12 protein-coding genes and 8 pseudogenes are annotated in these 15668 nt (G+C 61.8%); 12 read left to right on the top strand and 8 right to left on the bottom strand.

Annotated elements, in window-relative coordinates; genetic code table 11:
- The first annotated feature begins 160 nt into the window (after positions 1 to 160).
- A pseudogene (locus LGQ10_RS04690) lies at positions 161 to 699 on the top strand (type 1 glutamine amidotransferase domain-containing protein).
- A gap of 153 nt (positions 700 to 852) precedes the next feature.
- Here LGQ10_RS04690 and LGQ10_RS04695 read toward each other — a convergent pair.
- Positions 853 to 1017, bottom strand: coding sequence for a DUF6021 family protein (locus LGQ10_RS04695; protein ID WP_226526087.1), 165 nt, complete (start codon positions 1015 to 1017; stop codon positions 853 to 855).
- A 91-nt stretch (positions 1018 to 1108) separates the two neighbouring features.
- Positions 1109 to 1487 (bottom strand): annotated as a pseudogene (locus LGQ10_RS04700) (low affinity iron permease family protein).
- Between the two features lie 165 nt (positions 1488 to 1652).
- Between LGQ10_RS04700 and LGQ10_RS04705 the strand changes: the two are divergent.
- The 5 genes and pseudogenes from LGQ10_RS04705 to LGQ10_RS04725 all read left to right on the top strand — a co-directional run bounded on the left by LGQ10_RS04705 (position 1653) and on the right by LGQ10_RS04725 (position 5956).
- Positions 1653 to 2573 (top strand): DUF72 domain-containing protein, encoded by a 921-nt coding sequence (locus LGQ10_RS04705; RefSeq protein ID WP_174395410.1) that lies wholly within the window; start codon positions 1653 to 1655, stop codon positions 2571 to 2573.
- Entirely contained in the window at positions 2570 to 3343 is a 774-nt protein-coding gene (locus LGQ10_RS04710) for an endonuclease/exonuclease/phosphatase family protein (protein ID WP_174395409.1), read from the top strand. The genes LGQ10_RS04705 and LGQ10_RS04710 overlap by 4 nt, the downstream gene beginning before the upstream one ends.
- Complete coding sequence (gene clsB / locus LGQ10_RS04715; protein ID WP_174395408.1) at positions 3340 to 4542, top strand: cardiolipin synthase ClsB; 1203 nt, start codon at positions 3340 to 3342, stop codon at positions 4540 to 4542. Before LGQ10_RS04710 ends, clsB begins: the two co-directional genes overlap by 4 nt.
- Positions 4542 to 5500: pseudogene (locus LGQ10_RS04720) on the top strand (lysylphosphatidylglycerol synthase domain-containing protein). The gene clsB and the pseudogene LGQ10_RS04720 overlap by 1 nt, the downstream one beginning before the upstream one ends.
- 99 nt (positions 5501 to 5599) lie before the next feature.
- On the top strand, positions 5600 to 5956 hold the full coding sequence (locus tag LGQ10_RS04725) for a hypothetical protein (protein WP_226524834.1): 357 nt from the start codon (positions 5600 to 5602) through the stop codon (positions 5954 to 5956).
- A 97-nt stretch (positions 5957 to 6053) separates the two neighbouring features.
- Here LGQ10_RS04725 and LGQ10_RS04730 read toward each other — a convergent pair.
- Both LGQ10_RS04730 and LGQ10_RS04735 read right to left on the bottom strand, forming a co-directional pair.
- Positions 6054 to 6274: pseudogene (locus LGQ10_RS04730) on the bottom strand (metallothionein).
- Positions 6271 to 6732, bottom strand: coding sequence for a phosphotransferase system, HPr-related protein (locus LGQ10_RS04735; protein WP_174395407.1), 462 nt, complete (start codon positions 6730 to 6732; stop codon positions 6271 to 6273). The pseudogene LGQ10_RS04730 and the gene LGQ10_RS04735 overlap by 4 nt, the downstream one beginning before the upstream one ends.
- A gap of 152 nt (positions 6733 to 6884) precedes the next feature.
- Here LGQ10_RS04735 and ligD point away from each other — a divergent pair, with 152 nt between their 5' ends.
- The 5 genes and pseudogenes from ligD to LGQ10_RS04760 all read left to right on the top strand — a co-directional run bounded on the left by ligD (position 6885) and on the right by LGQ10_RS04760 (position 12380).
- Positions 6885 to 9353: a DNA ligase D gene (gene ligD / locus LGQ10_RS04740; protein ID WP_174395406.1), complete on the top strand. Its 2469-nt coding sequence runs from the start codon at positions 6885 to 6887 to the stop codon at positions 9351 to 9353.
- Positions 9350 to 10366, top strand: a pseudogene (locus LGQ10_RS04745) (acyl-CoA dehydrogenase). Before ligD ends, LGQ10_RS04745 begins: the two are co-directional and overlap by 4 nt.
- The gene (locus tag LGQ10_RS04750) at positions 10363 to 11133 is read left to right on the top strand and encodes a PIG-L deacetylase family protein (protein ID WP_226524835.1); all 771 of its coding nucleotides are present in this window, start codon (positions 10363 to 10365) and stop codon (positions 11131 to 11133) included. Before LGQ10_RS04745 ends, LGQ10_RS04750 begins: the two are co-directional and overlap by 4 nt.
- Positions 11130 to 11721, top strand: a pseudogene (locus LGQ10_RS04755) (class I SAM-dependent methyltransferase). The gene LGQ10_RS04750 and the pseudogene LGQ10_RS04755 overlap by 4 nt, the downstream one beginning before the upstream one ends.
- A pseudogene (locus LGQ10_RS04760) lies at positions 11718 to 12380 on the top strand (glycosyltransferase). The pseudogenes LGQ10_RS04755 and LGQ10_RS04760 overlap by 4 nt, the downstream one beginning before the upstream one ends.
- Before the next feature lies 1 nt (position 12381).
- Here the strand turns inward: LGQ10_RS04760 and LGQ10_RS04765 are convergent.
- Together LGQ10_RS04765 and LGQ10_RS31400 are read right to left on the bottom strand one after the other, a co-directional pair.
- A complete protein-coding gene (locus LGQ10_RS04765) occupies positions 12382 to 13218 on the bottom strand; it encodes a Ku protein (protein ID WP_174395404.1) in 837 nt (278 codons plus the stop codon).
- 9 nt (positions 13219 to 13227) lie between these two features.
- Positions 13228 to 13365, bottom strand: coding sequence for a PSPA7_2676 family Cys-rich small protein (locus LGQ10_RS31400; RefSeq protein WP_174395403.1), 138 nt, complete (start codon positions 13363 to 13365; stop codon positions 13228 to 13230).
- Positions 13366 to 13601: 236 nt separating this feature from the next.
- On the opposite strand from LGQ10_RS31400, the gene LGQ10_RS04770 reads away from it, so the two are divergent.
- Positions 13602 to 14015 (top strand): response regulator, encoded by a 414-nt coding sequence (locus LGQ10_RS04770; protein WP_226524836.1) that lies wholly within the window; start codon positions 13602 to 13604, stop codon positions 14013 to 14015.
- Between the two features lie 40 nt (positions 14016 to 14055).
- Here LGQ10_RS04770 and LGQ10_RS04775 read toward each other — a convergent pair whose 3' ends face one another.
- The gene (locus tag LGQ10_RS04775; RefSeq protein ID WP_174395402.1) at positions 14056 to 14571 is read right to left on the bottom strand and encodes an MgtC/SapB family protein; all 516 of its coding nucleotides are present in this window, start codon (positions 14569 to 14571) and stop codon (positions 14056 to 14058) included.
- Between the two features lie 616 nt (positions 14572 to 15187).
- Positions 15188 to 15565, bottom strand: a pseudogene (locus LGQ10_RS04780) (Rho termination factor N-terminal domain-containing protein).
- Between the last annotated feature and the right edge of the window lie 103 nt (positions 15566 to 15668).

Here is a 15668-nt window from a genome sequence, read left to right on the forward strand (position 1 = left end):
CACCTCGTTCTATCCCTGCTAGTGAGAGCCCAAGCGCTGCGCAATGTTCAACCGCAACTGTCAGTCGGTCAGCCTCCCTACCGCTGAAGTAGTGCATTGGAACTTCTCACCCCTTCCGAGACGTCCCACATCCACACCTGGCGAAAATGGAGATTGAACGATGAGTGCAAAACTGAGTGGCAAGCGCGTAGCCTTTCTGGTCACCGATGGCTTCGAACAAGTGGAGTTGACCGGACCTCGTGAAGCCTTGCAGAAAAACGGGGCCGTGGTCGACATTCTGAGTGACAAGGAAGGCACTGTCCGCGGCTGGAACCATGACAAGCCGGCCGACTAGTTTGCGGTGGACGCGACATTCGACAGCGCCCCCTCGACCTTTACGATGCCATCGTACTACCGGGTGGGGTACAAAATTCCGTCACCATCCGCCTGATACCTGGCGCCCAGAAACTGGTCAACAGCCACAACTCGCCCAGCAAGCCACTGGCGGTAATCTGCCACGGTGCCTGGCTGCTGGTATCGAGTGGATTGGCCAAGGGCAAACGGATGACCAGTTACAAGACCTTGGAGGATGATATCCGCAATGCAGGTGGCCACTAGGTAGATGAAGAGGTAGTGGTGGACGGCAACCTGATCAGCAGCCGCAAGCCGGATGACATCCCCGCCTTCAGCGAGCAATTGATCAAAGCCCTTGCTGGCTAGCTTCCTGCCCCATGAACTGGCAAACAACTAGTTTGCCAGTTCAACAAGCCCGCGCCGTTTGCCCCGGAATGGCAGGCATGTCAAGCTGGGGAAGACGAGCCGGGGCAACAGATGGATGCAGGTGCGGCAGGCATTCGTCCACGGTAGTCAGGCTTACACTTTTTTTTCCACGTCCCTGGGTGGTTTCGCGGGGCCTTGCGGGTCCACTTGAGGGTCATCCAGCTCCGGAGAGTCCGGATCGAACCCCAGGTCCTGATCCGTCGTTGAATGATCGGAAGAATGGGGGCCTTTCTGCCGCTGATCGTCGGGTTTGTTCATCATCCAGTCTCCGAAGTGTGAGAAGTGTGGTTTGTTCACCGTCACGGCCTTGCCCATATCTGAACAACGCCATGGCTTGATCTTGACCACGTCAATGGGAGTCCTCCCTGTCCGGCCCCGCTTCGTCGTGTTCCCCCAGTTGCTGGTATCGCTTTCGAAGCGCATCGAGTTCAGCAGACCCTATATCCTCAAGGTCGAGCAACGCCTTGTGCGCCCGCTGGGTAGTGCGCAATAGTTCGTCAAGTTTTATGTGCAACTCGTCGCTATCACGGTTTTGGGTATTCTGGATCAGGAACACCATCAGGAATGTGATGATCGTGGTCGACGTATTGATAACCAGCTGCCATGTGTCGTTGAAATGAAATAGAGGCCCGCTTACGCCCAAGAACGATCAACATCAAGGCAATAACGAAGGTCAACGGCCGCCCGCTGTGGTTGGCTAGCCATTGTGCAAACCGATCAAACTTCATGGCTGAGCCTCCTTCATGGTGTACCTCAGTGGAACCCTGGCATCCGGTGGAAGATTGCAACTACGGTAAAGTTCCCCTTTTTGCATGGCATCCACTCGTCAATCCCGCTGAACAATCTGGTCCAGCTGCCTGTCGCTACTGTTAAGTACAGGAGCGCAGGGGGCTATGGTGAGTGAGATCCGCATTGGAATTTCCGGTTGGCGCTATGGCCCATGGCGCAAGAATTTCTACCCCGAGGGGCTGCGCCAGGACGACGAGCTGGCATTTGCCTCGCGGGCAGTCAACAGTATCGAAATCAACGGTTCGTTCTACGCACTGCAAACCCCCGAGCGCTATGGCAAGTGGCGTGACGAGACACCGCAGGGATTCGTGTTCTCGGTCAAGGCGCCGCGCTACATCACCCACGTATGCAGGCTCCGCGAAATCGACGAGGCGCTTGCCAACTTCTTCGCATCGGGCCCCTTGCTGCTGGGTGACAAGCTGGGCCCCTTCCTGTGGCAGTTTCCCCCAAACCTGAAATTCGACGCACAGCGCTTCAGCGACTTTCTGGCCAAGCTGCCACGCGACCGCAAAGCCGCTCGCAGCTTTGCGCGCCACGCCGCCGAACGCCTGCAAGGCAACGGGAGCACTGCCGTGCCGGGTAATGCGCGCCTGCGCCACGCCGTGGAAATCCGCCACCCCAGCTTCCTCTGCGACACCTTCATCAACCTGCTATGCAAGCACAAGGTTGCCCTGGTGGTCGCCGACACCGCCGGCAAATGGCCCTATGTGGAAGAGATCACGGCCAATTTCGTGTACCTGCGCCTGCATGGCGATGTCGAACTGTACAGCAGCGGCTACACGGCCAGGGCGCTGCGCCGCTGGCGCCTGCGCATCCAAGCCTGGGCTGCGGGCAGCCAGCCTGAGGATGCTCAGCGTGTGGTGCGCCGCGCCCCGGCAAAACGCAACTCCCGTGACGTTTACTGCTACTTCGACAACGACCAGAAAGTCCATGCCCCCTACGATGCCCGCCGCCTGCTGGACAAGCTAGGCCTTGACGGCGAGCTGGTGACCGAACTAGGCGTCGAGCCGCAGGAGCCGCTATGAACCCGACACTGCCCGCCCCCCGCTGCATCATTGACAAGGTCACCGCCGTACATCGCCTGACGGTACTGACCCTCAATGTGCACAAAGGCTTCACCCTGTTCAACCGCCGCTTCATTTTACCCGAGCTGCGCGAGGCGGTACGCTCGACCGGCGCCGACCTGGTGTTTCTTCAGGAGGTGCATGGCAGTCATCAACACCATGCCGAGCGCTATCCTAAGTGGCCACAGACACCCCAATACGAATTCCTCGCCGGCAGCATGTGGCCGCAATTCGCCTATGGCTGCAATGCGGTCTACCCCCATGGCGACCATGGCAACGCCCTGCTGTCCAAGTTCCCCATCCGTGCCCATGACAACCTGGATGTTTCGGTCCGTGGCAACGAAGAACGGGGCCTGCTGCATTGCCAGCTGGAAGTGCCGGGCCATGAACAGGTGCACACAGTCTGCGTACACCTGGGCCTGCGTGAAGAGCATCGTCAGCGTCAGGTCGGCCTGCTGCTGGCATTGCTTGACAGCCTGCCGCCGGATAAGCCCGTGATCGTCGCCGGCGACTTCAACGACTGGCGCCTGAAAGCAGATGCGCGGCTGTCGGGACACCTGGTGGAGGCTTTCGGCAAGCCGGCACGCAGCTTTCCAGCGCGCTTGCCGATGCTGCGGCTGGACCGCATCTACCTGCGTAACGCACAAGCTTGCGAAGCACGGGTGTTGTCCAGATACCCATGGTCCCACCTCTCCGACCATGCCCCGCTGGTGGCGCAGGTGACGCTATGAAGCAGCCTTGGTGCGACGACAACCGCGTCGAGTTGCTAATAAACGGCGAGCAGTATTACTCCCGCGTATTCGAGGCCATGGCCCAGGCACGCCAGGAAATCCTCCTGGAAACCTTCATCATTTACGACGACAAGGTCGGTCAACCCTTGCGCCAAGCCCTGATCGATGCCGCGCGGCGCGGGGTGCGGGTCGAGGTGGCGGTGGACGGCTACGGCACCGCCGACCTGCCTGACGAGTTCATCTCGTCGATGACCGAGGCCGGGGTGCGGGTCCATTCGTTCGATCCGCAACCACGGCTGGTGGGCATGCGCACCAACCTGTTTCGCCGCTTGCACCGCAAGATCCTGGTGATCGACGGGCAACGCGCCTTCATCGGCGGCATCAATTACAGTGCCGACCACCTGGGTGACTTCGGTCCACAGGCCAAGCAGGACTACGCCGTGGAGGTCGTCGGCCCGGTGGTGGCCCAGGTGCATGCTTCTTCCTGCCGCATGCTCGCACCGGTGCTGGATGCCGCCAGCAGGGTTCAGCCGGGCGGCATCGCTTCAGGCACGGCCAGCGCCGTGCTGGTGGAACGCGACAACCAGCGCCATCGCAACGATATCGAAGCCTGCTACCTGCAAGTTTTCCGTGAAGCAAGGCAACGAATCGTCGTGGCCAACGCCTATTTCTTCCCCGGCTACCTCTTGCTGCGCGAATTGCGCAACGCCGCCCGGCGCGGGGTCGAGGTGACGCTGATCCTCCAGGGGCAACCGGACATGCGCTGGGTGCGTGCGCTCTCGCGGCTGCTCTACAACTACCTGTTGCGCGACGACGTGCGCATCCATGAGTACTGCCAGCGGCCGCTCCATGGCAAGGTTGCGTTGGTGGACAACGACTGGTCCACCGTTGGCTCAAGCAACCTCGACCCACTGAGCCTGTCGTTCAACCTTGAGGCCAACCTGCTGATCCGCGACCCCGCGTTCAACGAACAGCTGTACCAGCACTTGACCGAACTTAGCCGGGAGTACTGCGAAACCGTGACGCTGGAGCGCATGGTGCGCGGCTACTGGTGGCGTGCTCCGCTGATCTTTCTGGGCTTCCACATCACGCGCTATTTCCCGCGGATCGCCGGCTGGTTTCCGGCGCACCGGCAGCGCCTGCAGTCGCTGCAAGCCGACGGCGAGGCCCCCGCCGACTACCAGGGGGGCAAGACCTGATGGCCACTTCACGCTGGAAGACCTGGGGCAAACGCTTGCTGACCGTGCTGTTCCTGGTATTGATACCCGCACTGCTGTTCACTCTGGCGCGTAACCTGGACTGGAACGAAGTCCGCCAGTCGCTGGTGGCGTACCGGCCCTCGACCCTGGCCTTGGGGTTGCTGCTGGCCCTGTGCAGCTACCTGGTATTCGCCGGTTACGACCTGCTCGCCCGCGCCTATACCGGCCACCGTCTGCCAGCCCGGCAGGTGCTGCCGGTAGCGTTCGTCTGCTATGCGTTCAACCTTAACTTCACCACTTGGGTCGGTGGCGTTGCCCTGCGTTATCGCCTGTACAGCCGGCTGAGCCTGGATAACCCAACCATCACCCGCATTCTCACCTTGGGGCTGTTGACCAACTGGATGGGCTACCTGCTGGTGGCCGGCACGGTATTCGCCCTAGGCTTCGTCAAGCTGCCGGAAAGCTGGGGGTGGGTGCCAGCGGCCTGCGCCTGATCGGCGTTTTGATGGTAGCGGTGGCGTTGGCTTACCTGTGCGCCTGCGCCTTCGCCAAGCGGCGCACGTGGGCGCTGCGCGGGCACGAAATCACCCTGCCGAGCCTGCGTATGGCGCTATGCCAGGTGGCGCTGGGTGCAAGCAACTGGGCGCTGATGGCAGCGCTGATTCACCTGCTGTTGCCGCCTGAGCTGTTCTATCCCTCGGTGCTGGGTGTGTTGCTGATCAGTTGCGTCGCCGGGGTGGTCGCGCACATTCCCGCCGGGCTCGGCGTACTGGAAGCCGTATTCCTGGCGCTGCTCCACGGCCAGCTAGGCCAAGGCACCCTGGTTGCCGCACTGCTCGGCTATCGGACGTTATACTACCTGATCCCGCTGCTGTTGGCGGTGGTGACCTACCTGATCCTCGAAAAGCGTGCAAAGGCCTTGCGCAGACAGGCCGGGGCAGCCCTCGACAAGCGCTGACGGGCCCTGGTGCCCGGGAGGTATATCATGCGATTCGCTCTGTACATAGAAATGCTGGGCACCCTGAGCAGCGGGCAGGTGTTAGCCTAAGGTTGCGACGTGGTCGCCCGCTCATCCAGCGAGGCGGTCAAACCGGTGCCGCAACACACCTGTTACAGCTACAGCAACATGCCCGCTGAGGCGATTGCCTGGTCGTGCAGTAATGAAAGCAAGGAGATGTTGAACAGCGAGAAGCGTCGGGTGGAACGTTGCCCCGACGGCAGCGTTGGCAGCTGTATCGCGCCACTGACGCAGGAGACACTGGCCAACCCCGATGCCGCTGGGCGTGATGAACCCGCTACCCGACCTGCTCTACCCAAGGATGCGCGGATCATCACCTACTACTACGACCCCCCCAGCCTGGGCCAGGCCCGCAGCGACTGCGAACGCAACAACGGGATCTGGCAGACCCATTGAGGGCGTAACCCAAACCAGATGCGTGACGGGTGAGTTTCTACATGATCTGAACGACGTCCTGTCGCCCTCCCGTCTCACATCTGTAAGCCACTGGGCCTCACGGCGAAATCGGGTCACTCGCCGGGAATGCTTCATCCAGTGCATTATCGACATTGGGCTCTTTCGACTGAGCCAACTCACCATACTTGCAGTCGCTCATCCGACAGAGCTCGCCGTTGCGATGGCCCGTCGCACAGGCTTCGCAGCAATAGGCTTTACCATTCTGGACAATAACACGGTGCGAAAACAATGGTTGCAGGAACAGCATTGCTCGTTCATTTCGGCTCTCTCCCTTCGTCATCGGGTACAACATCATCGGTCCACGGCTCGCCGTCCAGCGGCGCGGAGCGGGCCAATTTGGCCTCGTACAGGCCGAAACCGCCACCGATCTCGTGGGCCTCCACCTGGCGCAAGGCCTTGTCCGCCGGGCAGCCGCTGCCAGGCTCATCCGGCTCGCGGGCACCGGTCTCATCGAGCAACGTATCGGGGCTCAGGTCATCGAGGGTGACATTGTCCTCGTGCAGGCTGTCACTCAACGCCTCGCCGCCGGTCATGCCGCTTTCGGCGACACGTCGGGGCGGGTAGTACTCGGCAAGCTCCCGCGCCGGACGTTCGTCGCCGACATACCCCTGGCGTTCATCGCGGCGTTCGCTGAAATCCAGCTCGTGGACGCTGCCCATGCGGTCCTCGGTGTCGTCGAACTCAATAGGCAGTCTTGGGTCATCAGGTGTGGACATGAACGTTCTCCATCTGTGGACACCCGGTCGACCCTGCCCGGCGGCAAATGATTCAGAGTTTCTGCCAGCCCCCCACCTCTCGCATTTTTTGAACTCCTAGCGCCACCGCCGCCTCCCAATCCTGAGACCCGCGACCTCTTCCGGAGCCCGTCATGGCCAAGCCCCTGCAGGAGTACCAGCGCAAGCGCGATTTCAATGCCACGCCCGAGCCGGCAGGCAAGCGCGCCCGCCCCCGCTCAACCCATGCGTTGCAGTACTGCATCCAGAAGCACGATGCCAGCCACCTGCACTATGATTTTCGTCTGGAACTCGACGGTACCCTCAAGAGCTGGGCCATTCCCAAGGGCCCCTCACTGGATCCCAAGGTTCGGCGCCTGGCAGTGCACGTGGAGGATCACCCGCTGGACTACGCCAACTTCGAAGGGCGCATCCCCGAAGGCCACTACGGCGCCGGCGATGTGATCGTCTGGGACCGGGGTGTCTGGGAGCCCGAGAGCGACCCACGCGAAGCCTATGCAAAGGGCAAGCTGCGCTTTCGCCTGCAGGGCGAAAAGCTGTCGGGGGTCTGGAACCTGTTCCGCACCCACCTAGCCGGCAAGAAAGAGCAGTGGATGCTGGTCAAGTCCCATGACGGACAGGCGCGCAGTGAAACGGACTACAGCATTGTCGAGGCCCTGCCCGACAGCGTGCTGAGCGAACGCACCCTGCCCCCGCGCAGTCCGGCCAAGGCGAACACCGTCAGGCACAAGCGAAAAATCGGCCGCAAAGCCCTGCCGCATACGCTCCAGCCGCAACTGGCCACGTTGGTCGACTCACCGCCAAGCGGCGATTGGCGTTACGAAGTCAAGTTCGACGGCTACCGCATCCTGGCGCGTATCGACGGAGACGACGTACGCCTGTTAACCCGTAATGGCCACGACTGGAGTGCGAAGATGCCACGGCAGGTCGAGGCGCTCCAGGCACTGGGCCTCGACTCGGCATGGCTCGACGGCGAGATGGTGGTGGTCGACGACAACGGCGTGGCCGACTTCCAGGCCTTGCAGAACGCCTTCGACATCGAGCATGACGAGCGCATCACCTACTACCTGTTCGACCTACCCTGGCTGGGCGGTGAGGACCTGCGGGCACTGCCGCTGCAACAGCGCCGTGCAACCCTGGCCCGGTTGCTGGAAGGCAATGCATCGCAGGTACTCAGGTATTCCGCCGATTTTGAGGAGCCCGTCGAGTCACTGCTCGACAGCGCCTGCCGGCTGGAACTCGAAGGTCTGATCGGCAAGCGTGCCGACAGCCCCTACGTTGGCCGGCGCAGTAGCGACTGGGTCAAGCTCAAGTGCAAGCAGCGACAGGAATTCGTGATCGTCGGCTATACCGACCCCGAAGGCTGCCGCAACGGCTTCGGCGCCCTGGTGCTGGCCCTGCACGACCACGGCAGCGGCCAGCTGCGTTACGCCGGCAAGGTCGGCACCGGTTTCAACGCTGCCACCCTGGATAGCATTCACGCCCGCCTCAAGCCGCTGCGGACCGACGAATCGCCCTTGCCCAAACCACCCACCGGTGCCGAAACCCGCGACGTGCATTGGCTCAAGCCACAGCTGCTGGCAGAAGTCGCATATGCGCAAATAACCCGCGAGGGCATCGTACGCCACTCGGTGTTCCACGGCCTGCGTGACGATAAACCTGCCACCGCCATTGACCTGGAGCGAGCAATGCCCACCAAGCGCGCAGCACAGACCGAATCCGAAGCCCTGGGCACCCTGCGCCTGACCCACCCCGACCGCGTGGTCGACGCAACCACAGGCGCCACCAAGCGCGAGGTCGCACAGTATTACGCTCAGGTCGCCGAGTGGCTGCTGCCACAGCTCAAGGATCGGCCTGTAGCCCTGGTACGGGCGCCGGATGGCCTGGGCGGCGAGCTCTTTTTCCAAAAAAATGCCGGCCAGTTGCATATCCCCAAGGTGCTCAGCTACAGCAAGGCACAGGCCGGCCAGGCGGCTATGGTGCTCAACCGCGCCGACAGCCTGCTGGGCGCGGTGCAGATGAACACGCTTGAACTGCACACCTGGAACGCCACCACCAAGGATTTCGATAAACCCGACCGCTTTGTCCTCGACCTGGACCCTGACCCGGCGCTGCCCTGGAAAGCCATGCTAGAGGCCACCCAGCTGACCCTTACCCTGCTCGACGAACTGGGCCTGAAGGTGTTTCTGAAGACCAGCGGCGGCAAGGGCATGCACCTCGTCGTACCGTTGACCCGACGCGCTGGCTGGGACGAGGTGAAGGACTTTAGCCATGCCTTGGTCAAACACATGGCCGGGCTGTTTCCTGATCGTCTCAGCGCCGTGTCCGGGCCGAAGAACCGGGTCGGGCGGATCTTTATCGATTATCTGCGTAACGGCAAGGGTGCCACCACCGTCGCCGCCTACTCGCTGCGGGCCCGCGAGAGCCTGCCGGTGTCGGTGCCGATCTGGCGTGAGGAACTGAGCCAGCTCAAGGGTTCCAACCAGTGGAACATCGGCAACCTTCACACGCGGCTTGCACAGGTCGACGATCCGTGGGCCGAAATGGGCAAGACCCGCCAGTCGATAACGTTACGTATGCGCAAGCAGTTGGGTATTGCATGATGGAACTGACCCAATTCGATTCGTTGTTACACCGCTTCGCTCACCGTTCGCAGGCCATCGAACGCGACGCTTCGCTAATAGAACTGATGCAGGCCTTGCAGGGCGAACGGCTCGACGTACTCCCGTCGCCCGGCCAGGGCTGCACCATGGAGCGATAGCGGGCCTTGGCGCGAGTCGCCGGTTGCGATCTCAGCCTGGCCAAACTTTATGAAGGCCATACCGACGCCTTGGCAATCCTCGCAGAATGCGGTGCCGCCCAGCAGGCCGGCAACGGCATCTGGGGCGTGTGGGCCGCCGAGCCGCCGGATGCCCGTGCCTATATCGTCGAGCGGCGAGGTGAACGCGTACGCCTGCAAGGCCTGGTGCTCGGGCGCGCTGCAGATCGACCATGCCCTGCTGACCGCCTGGGAGGGCGACCAGCCTCAACTGGTGGTCATCGAACTGCATCACCCCAGCCAGCGCATCCTGGCCGAACACTGGCAGGCCGTGGGCATGGCCGCCACCAGCAGTGTCGTCATCGAATTCGGATACTCGCCAGGGCTGGCCATCGGTTCGCCCGGCCAGTACCTGTCCCGGCCTGGCTTCTGGCAAGGCGGCGCGAGTATCGCCGCTTGCTGGTATGGCGCCGCCGAGGCCCTGGCGGACCACCTTCGCGAACAGTGCCGCAAACCCCGGCGCGACCCGCATGCCGATGCGCATCTGGGCGCAGTCAATGCGGCCTTGTACGTTGCCCGTGCCACCCTGCGCGAATGCGCCACGTGGATCGACCTCCACCCTCAGGATGACGCAAGCTTAGAGGTGCGACGCACCCGCGCCCAGGTCGAGCGGGCGGTCGAGCAGGTCATCCAGCATGTGGGCCGGGCGCTGGGCGCCGCACCGTTCTGTCGCAGCAGCCATTTCGCAAGGCTCAGTGCCGACCTGCCGGCGTACCTGCGCCAGAGCCACGCGAGCGCGACCTGGACGAGTTGGGCCGACAACTGACCGGCTTGCCGACGGGAGCATGGCAACTATGAGCCAGAATTTGATACAGGCTGCGCAAGGGCCGCCGTGGAGCGCCTGGCAGCAAGCTGCTCAGCTGGCCCGCGCCAGCTGGATGCTGCTTGAGCAGTTGTGCTCACCCGGAAGGCGCCTGGTCATACTGGCGCCGCACCCGGACGACGAAATCCTCATGGCCGGCGGGGTGCTGGCCAGCTTCCACGGACGAGAACAGGACGTGCTGCTGATCTCTGCCTCCAATGGCGAGGGCAGCCACCCGCATTCCTCGCAATGGCCCGAGCGCCGCCTGCGTCATCAGCGTCCACTGGAAAGCCGCCACGCCCTGCAACTGCTTGGCCTGGACGTCAACCGCCTCGACTGGCGGCGCCTCAATCTCAAGGATGGCAACCTGCCCAATGATGAGGCCTTCCTCGTCAACCACCTGAACCAGTTGCTCAAACCTGGCGACCTGCTGCTGACCACATGGCGCGGCGACGGCCATTGCGACCACGAAGCAGCAGGGCGCGCCGGTGTCCAGGCGGCACAAGCCAGGCGTGTACAACTGCCCGAGGTCCCGGTCTGGGCCTGGCACTGGGCAAGCCCCGATGACCCTCGCTTGCCCTGGCCGCGGGCCCACCGTCTGCAGCTGCGCGATGCGCATCTGGCGCTCAAGCGCCAAGCCCTTGCCGCCCATGCCAGCCAGTTGCAGCCCGATGGTGATCGCCCACCGGTTGTGCCAGTACAGCTTCAAGCCTGCATGATGCAACCCTTCGAGTTGATCTTCCTATCAGTGGAGTCGCCATGAGCCTTGATGCGCAGTACTTCGCCGACCTGTATGCCGGCAGCGATGCCCCCTGGGCTTTTCGTACCCGCTGGTACGAACGGCGCAAGCGCGACCTGGCCAGCCTGCCGCGGCAATGTTATGAACGCATATTCGAAGCGGCCTGTGCCAACGGCGAACTGAGCCTCTTGCTGGCCGAGCGCTGTGCCGACCGGCTGTGCCAGGACATCGACGCAACGGCCGTGGTCTTGGCCCGCCAGCGTCTGGCAGGCGTAGGCCATGCCTACGTCGAACAGGGTCACCTGCCGGGCGACTGGCTAGGTGGGCAGTTCGACCTCGTGCTCAGCGAGATCGGCTACTACCTGAACCCAACCGACTGGCTGCAGGTGATCGAGCAATCGGTGGCCAGCCTGGCGTATGACGGCGGTTTACTGGCCTGCCACTGGCGCCATCCCATCGCCGGTTGCCCGCAGGATGGCCGCGAGGTGCACGCCCTGCTGGCCCGGCATCTGTCGCTATATCCGTTGCTGCGCCACGAGGAGGCAGACTTCCTGCTCGAGTACCTGGTCATGTCAGCCCAGTGTCGTCGGCCTCGACGAGACCTGCCCATGATCGCCGTCATAATTCCCGCTCACACTGAAGCCCGTCGGCTTGGGCACTGCCTTACCGCCGTCAAGCAGGCGGTGGCCCAAGCCGAAACGGCGGGCATTGCAATCGAGGTACTGGTGGTGCTCGATCGCTGTGTCGACGCCAGCGCGCGCATCGCCCGCCGTCTTGGCGTGCATACCCTGGAACTGGAGGCTGGCAATGTCGGCATTGCCCGGCGCCTGGGCGCGGCGTGGATGATCGAGCGCGGCGCCCAGTGACTGGCCTTCACCGACGCCGACAGTCGAGTGCCCGGGCATTGGCTGGTGTCACAGCTGCAATGGCACGCGGACGCGGTGTGCGGCACGGTGCACATCGAACGCTGGCAGCCCTGGCAGAACGCAGCGTTACGCCAGTTGTATCGCAGCCGTTATCAGGCACGTGACGGGCATCGGCATATCCATGGCGCCAGCCTCGGCGTATGCGCCAAGGCCTACGAGCGCGTGGGCGGCTTCCAGCCATTGCCGGTGCATGAAGATGTGCAACTGGTGCTGGCCCTCGAAGCCAGCGGCGCACAGATTGTCTGGACCGCGGCGCACAGCGTGGCCATCAGCAGCCGGGTGGACAGCCGTGCTCGCCACGGCTTCTGGGACTATCTGAAGGGGCTGGAGGGGCCGCTTGCGTAACTCATGAAGCCTTGCGCGGTCGCTTGGCCGCCGTTTTTTTCGCTTTGGTCTTGCCGCCGAGGCTACGCTTGAGCAGTTCGGTGAGGTCGATGATGTCGGCGCCCTTCTCTGCCGTCGCACCCTCGCCTTTGTCCACGGTCTCAATCTTGCCTTTGCTGGCCTTCTCCTCCACCAGGTCGAGGATGGTCTGGCGAAACGCATCATGGTAATCATCCGGCGTCCATTGCCCGCTCATGTCCTCCACCAGGCGCCTGGCCATTTCCAGCTCACGCTTGTCGACCTTGCTCTCGGTCACGCTCTTGTCCAGCTCCAGCGTATCCAGCCCGCGCACCTCTTCCGGCCAGCGCAGAGTGATCAATACCAGTGCATCTTCCAGCGGGCGCAGCAGGGCCAGGTGCTGGCGGGTGTGCAGCACCACGGTGGCCAAGGCCACCTTGCCGGTGCTGTGCAGGGTCTCGCGCAGCAAGGCATAGACCTTGCCGCCACGATGGTCGGGGCTCAGGTAGTAGGGGGTGTCAAACTGTTGCAGTGGGATGTCGCCGGCATCGACGAACGAGAAGATGTCGATGGTCTGGGTCGCCTCGGGCCTGGCCTTGCGGATTTCTTCCTCGCTGATCACCACGTAGCGGCCCTTTTCGTACTCCACCCCTTTGACGATGTGCTCTTTGTTGATGTCCTTGCCGGTCACCTTGTTCACCCGCTTGTAGCCAACCGGTTCCATGCTGCGCTTGTCCAGCCAGTCGAAGTCCACACGCTCGCTGCGCACTGCGGTGTTCAGAGAGACGGGGATGTGCACCAAGCCAAAGCTGATCGCGCCTTTCCAGATTGACCGGGCCATGGTCCGCTCCTACACGTTGAAAGGTTGACCGAGCTGGCTGTAGCGCAGCGCGCCACATAGTTCGCAACACTGGCAGTGAAGCCCGGCGACTTCACACACCACCAGGCTGCGCCATTGGCAGCCCCGCAGCAGACAGAAAAGTTTCATCAGCCACCTCCCTGGCCCTCTTGAGTATCCGGGCCCCTTACTGAAACTGACTGCGCAGCGCCGCGAAGGTTTATCCGGATTTCCAAGTCAGGCCGTCAGAGCAGCGGCTCGCCACCGGCCCTACCGATAGGCTAGAAGCCCATGGTGGGACGGTCAGTGTAGAGTCTCCCGGAATAGGCCAGGGTTGTAGGTTCATCATCACACTACCTTTGTGCGCGTACGCCCAGCAACCCCAAGTGCAGGGCGAAGTGCTGCCATCAGAAGGTCGGCTGAAAGGGGTTCGCATCCTGCTGGTGGATGACTCAGTCGATGTGCTGGAAGTGATGGAACAATTGCTGTTGATGGAAGATGCCGACATCGATGCCTACAGCGACCCGAAACTGGCGCTGCAGTCGGCGGCAGATGCGCGTTACGACGTGATCATTTCCGACATCGGCATGCCTGGCATGGATGGCCATGCACTGATCCGGGCGCTGCGCGGCCTGGAGCATCTGCGCTACATCCCTGCCATCGCGTTGACAGGCTATGGCGCAAGCGCTGACCAATACAAGTCTCGCCAGTCCGGGTTTGACCGCCACTTGAACAAGCCGGTGGGTTATGACGACTTGATTGATGCGATCGAGCGGCTTAATGGCTCAGCGTCGGTCTGAATAGGAAAAGATGGGCTTTACCGGGGGCGACTCACGCCTCTCAGTGCTTCCTGCCCTCCTCCTTCTTTTTTTCTTCGTCCTGCCCTTCAACCTTGTCCACCAGCAAAGGCATAGTGCCCAGCACCAACAGCGCCAGCACCGTGCTGACCAGCGCCGTGGCTTCGCGTCCCATCCCCGCTGCCGTACCGATGGCAGCCGTCATCCATAACCCGGCAGCTGTGGTCAGGCCTTTGACATGACTGGTGTCCTGGCCATTGCCTTTGAGAATGGTGCCCGCACCCAGAAAGCCGATACCAGCAACGATGCCCTGAATCACCCGGCTGAGCGCCTGCGCATCGGCACCTGCCATGCTCGGTGCCAGCACGAACAGCGCCGCGCCCAACGAAACCAGCATGTGCGTGCGCACCCCGGCGGACTTGCCCTTGTGCTCGCGCTCGAAACCCAGAACGGCGCCCAGCACGGCAGCCATCACCAAGCGTACGAGGATTCGCACGATTTCGCGCTCATCACCAATATCGGCAAATTCGGCCTGGATTGTTTGCCAGATCCTATCCATGGACAGGTTCCAGCCTGACGAGGCTCTCTGCCAGCGCGGCGCTCCTCACAGGCTCGTGTTGGTTCGATCTCGATGGGCATGGTAGCGTTTTCCGAGGACGGTTAAAGCGTATGACTGCCAGCACTGCAAGGTTGTTGCATCGGACTGCTTGGCAGGTAGGGTGCAAGCCGCCTGGCCTGACTTTGACAGTTGTCAGAAATCGACATTCTCGATCGCGCATTCTGCTGGGGGTATCGCGGGTATTTTTGGGGGTATATTTCCACTTCTTAAGACCAGAAATTCCGTCCTAGAGCCATGTCCAGATGTTTTTCGGAAAGTTCTGAAAACATGTGACGTGGCAAGCTGCAGCTTTCGGAAGATTCTGTTGAAAACAGTCGGATTTTCCGCTCGCCTAAACTTACTCAACATATCTAGTGGTTTTTCGGACCTTCATTGACCGTTATTCCTGAGTTAGGGGGCTCAGCTTGAGGTTTTTTGTTTATTGCAAGCCGACCTGTCCTAGGACCGGTGGGCCCTGAGGTGGAAACTTGGCCAGCCAGCGCAGGTACACCGAAGCGGCCAACGTGAATTCATCTGGTCGCACCGCTCATACCACGTGGTCACTTCAGTTAAGTCCTTAACTCACATCATTCAGCGCCTCGATCAGTTCGGTCTTACGCATAGTCGAACGGCCAGCTATTCGGTATTTACGAGCTCGCTCCATAAGCTCATTTTTGCTCATATCCTCTAATCGCTGATCAGTACGCAGGGCACGTTTTCGCGTTGCTACAGCTTGCCGGGCTGATGACTCTCAGGCTTTAGCCTTTTTTGCCTCGGTGGTTTTCTGTCCAGAGCCACCCTTCCGTTCGCCGCCACCTGACTGTTTATTAACTGTTCCCCAAGCACGACTTGCTGCTTCAGCTTCGGGCCCCCCTTTAGCCTCGTAGCTATCTTCGATATGTTTCGCTTTCCGCTTTTGGTTATTGGTGTACTTATCTTTATCCCCACGCGGCATGATCGCATCCTCTTAGTTGCTGAGCACATTGCCTACACGTGTGGATTATCCAAACCCCACCACGTTCGGGCCGACCGATGAACGGCTTCCGGAAAATCATCGC

The organism is Pseudomonas sp. L5B5, from assembly GCF_020520285.1.
Classification (GTDB): Bacteria; Pseudomonadota; Gammaproteobacteria; order Pseudomonadales; family Pseudomonadaceae; genus Aquipseudomonas.

Bases quoted from the DNA above. Each gene is read 5' to 3' on its own strand.
- LGQ10_RS04710 (WP_174395409.1), top strand. From the start codon at position 2,570: ATGAACCCGACACTGCCCGCCCCCCGCTGCATCATTGACAAGGTCACC.
- LGQ10_RS04750 (WP_226524835.1), top strand. From the start codon at position 10,363: ATGAGCCAGAATTTGATACAGGCTGCGCAAGGGCCGCCGTGGAGCGCC.
- LGQ10_RS04705 (WP_174395410.1), top strand. From the start codon at position 1,653: ATGGTGAGTGAGATCCGCATTGGAATTTCCGGTTGGCGCTATGGCCCA.
- LGQ10_RS04775 (WP_174395402.1), bottom strand. From the start codon at position 14,571: ATGGATAGGATCTGGCAAACAATCCAGGCCGAATTTGCCGATATTGGT.
- LGQ10_RS31400 (WP_174395403.1), bottom strand. From the start codon at position 13,365: ATGAAACTTTTCTGTCTGCTGCGGGGCTGCCAATGGCGCAGCCTGGTG.
- LGQ10_RS04765 (WP_174395404.1), bottom strand. From the start codon at position 13,218: ATGGCCCGGTCAATCTGGAAAGGCGCGATCAGCTTTGGCTTGGTGCAC.
- LGQ10_RS04735 (WP_174395407.1), bottom strand. From the start codon at position 6,732: ATGTCCACACCTGATGACCCAAGACTGCCTATTGAGTTCGACGACACC.
- clsB (WP_174395408.1), top strand. From the start codon at position 3,340: ATGAAGCAGCCTTGGTGCGACGACAACCGCGTCGAGTTGCTAATAAAC.
- ligD (WP_174395406.1), top strand. From the start codon at position 6,885: ATGGCCAAGCCCCTGCAGGAGTACCAGCGCAAGCGCGATTTCAATGCC.
- LGQ10_RS04695 (WP_226526087.1), bottom strand. From the start codon at position 1,017: ATGAACAAACCCGACGATCAGCGGCAGAAAGGCCCCCATTCTTCCGAT.